Raw genomic sequence first — 2,550 nt, 5'->3', positions numbered from 1 at the left:
TTTGTTAACATTTTTATCACCCAAGAATATTTTATTATAAAAACGAAAGAGTGTCGACTTTGTCGACACTCTGAAGTTATCTCTTTTAATAAGATAACTTTTCATTTTTTATTTTATTGTTCTAAATTCGAATCCTTTTTCTTTGAAAATATTGATTATGGGCTGTACAGATTTAGCAGTTTCTTCCTTCCCATACGTATCATGCATTAATATAATCACACTATCTGCATTTGGTCCTAGACTATCCAAATTTCGTCTTGTTATTTCAGTCAACTCTTCTGCAGTTTTATTTGGCTTTCCTTCTGCATCTTCTGATAATGTGTTCCAATCTATAATTGCATATCCCTGCTCATCAATAACTGGCCTTATATTGGTTCTTCCTTCCCAAGACCAATATCCCCCTGGGAATCTTATTACTCTAGTTGAAAAATCTTTACCTAATATACCTTTTAACGTTTGATTACATTTATCTACATCTGTCATAAAGTTATTCACATCTATCACTCTATTAGGATATAGATAATTATAATCATGACTATAAGTATGATTTCCTATTGCATGTCCTTCCCTAGCAGTTCTTCTTAATATTTCTTTTGATTGCTCTGAAAGCTCTGCATTTTTTCCCATTATTAGAAATGTAGCTTTTATCCCATTCTCTTTTAAAGTATCTAATACTTTAGGTGTATTGGTTGTTGATGGTCCATCATCAAAAGTTAAATATGCTACCTTTTTTCCATCTGTACGAACTGGATATTTTATTTCTTCCTTAAGCAATTTTTCTGTTGTATGAAATACTGTTATTGCATCATCAGCATTAGAATCCTTGTCCAATGGAAGATATCCACTATTATCTAAACTTAATGCTTTTGCTTCTTCAGTATCTTTTATACTCTCTTCTTCTATATTATCTTTTGTTTCTATGGCATTATCTATTACTTCTGCTTTGGTATAAATTTTTTCTTGATTACTTTCAAATTTTATCTTTGCAATAACTCCATATGCAATAATACTTATTATAATTGCTGAAACTAGAATAATTCTTTTTTTAGTAACTCTTTTATATCTCTCTCTTCGTTGATATATAATACTTTTTTTTATTTTTTGTATTATCATCTATACATTACCTTCCCCTATTTCAATTATTTTCCAAATATAATTATACAACTTACTAATTACATACTCAAATTAAATTCATAAATAAATATTACAGTTATACATAAATATTCTCCTTCATACTCTACCAAACTGAACACACCTATAATTTAAAAGAGTTTTTCTATTGATATGATACTTTTTAATTTAATATTATTTAATTGTTCTAAATTCAAAACCTTTTTCTTTAAAAACATCTATTATTGATTGTAGTGATTTAACAGTTTCTTCTTTCCCATAAGTATCATGCATTAACACTATAACACTATCAGCATTTTTGCCCAATTTTTCTAAATTTGTTTTTAATTCTTCAACTAATTCATTTGCATTTTTAGGTTTACTGCCTTCTGCATCTCCTGATAAAGTATTCCAATCTATAATTGCATATCCTTTTTCATCCATGCTAGTTCTTATGTTCTCTCTTCCTTTCCATGACCAATATCCCCCCGGAAATCTTATTACTCTAGTTGAAAAATCTTTACCTAATATATTTTTTAAAGCTTGATTACATTTTTCCACATCTGCCATAAAATTATTTTTATCTATTGTTCTATTTGGATATAAATACTTATAATCATGACTATAAGTATGATTTCCTATTGCATGTCCTTCTTTGGCCGTTCTTCTTAATATTTCTTTTGATTGATTCGAATGCTCTGCATTTTTTCCCATTATCATAAATGTAGCTTTTATTTCATTTTCTTTTAGTATATCTAATACTTTAGGTGTATTTGTTGTTGATGGACCATCATCAAATGTTAAATATACTACTTTCTTTCCATCTGTATGTATTGGATACTTCAACTCACCTTTAATTAATTTCTCAGTAACATGAAATAATTCAATAGCATCATCTGCATTTGAATCTTTATCCAAAGGAATATACCCACTGTTATCCATATTATTTTCTTCATTATTTTCTGTAGAAAAATCTTGTACTTCTTCTGCTTTTGTATAAATTTTTTGTTGATCCTTTTCAAACTTAGCCTTTATCATAAAGCTACATGAAATAATAACTATCAATGTCATTATCCCTATAATAAGTTTCTTTTGTACAATTTTTATATTTCTTTTTCGTTTACGGTATACATATCTTTTTTTCAATTTATACATCTCCATATATTTGTATTTTCCCCAATTATACTTTTTTCCAAAAATAATTATACAACTTTTTCTATATATCCTCTATATTTAACAATATAATATATATTACAATTTTATTAACACTCTTACATAAAATAACAATATTTAGATATATATTTTTTAATCATTTCTATAAAAGTTATATAATAAAAAAAGTTATCTTGTAAAAACAAGATAACTCAGAGTGTCGACAAAGTCGACACTCTTTCGTTTTTATAATAAAATATTCTTGGGTGATAAAAATGTTAACAAAGA

General features: G+C 26.7%; 2 protein-coding genes. Both read right to left on the bottom strand.

All coding sequences use genetic code 11. From position 1 onward, the window contains the following. Positions 1–108: 108 nt before the first annotated feature. Complete coding sequence (locus NNC19_RS23300; RefSeq protein ID WP_310941082.1) at positions 109–1,113, bottom strand: polysaccharide deacetylase family protein; 1,005 nt, start codon at positions 1,111–1,113, stop codon at positions 109–111. A gap of 192 nt (positions 1,114–1,305) precedes the next feature. Next, positions 1,306–2,256 (bottom strand): polysaccharide deacetylase family protein, encoded by a 951-nt coding sequence (locus NNC19_RS23295; RefSeq protein WP_310941081.1) that lies wholly within the window; start codon positions 2,254–2,256, stop codon positions 1,306–1,308. Positions 2,257–2,550 lie beyond the last annotated feature (294 nt).

Source organism: Clostridium sp. SHJSY1, from assembly GCF_031626875.1.
Taxonomy (GTDB): domain Bacteria; phylum Bacillota; class Clostridia; order Clostridiales; family Clostridiaceae; genus Clostridium.
This window is presented reverse-complemented; position numbering and strand designations above follow the sequence as displayed.

Coding starts and splice junctions, on each gene's coding strand:
- NNC19_RS23300 (WP_310941082.1), bottom strand. CDS start 1,113: ATGATAATACAAAAAATAAAAAAAAGTATTATATATCAACGAAGAGAG.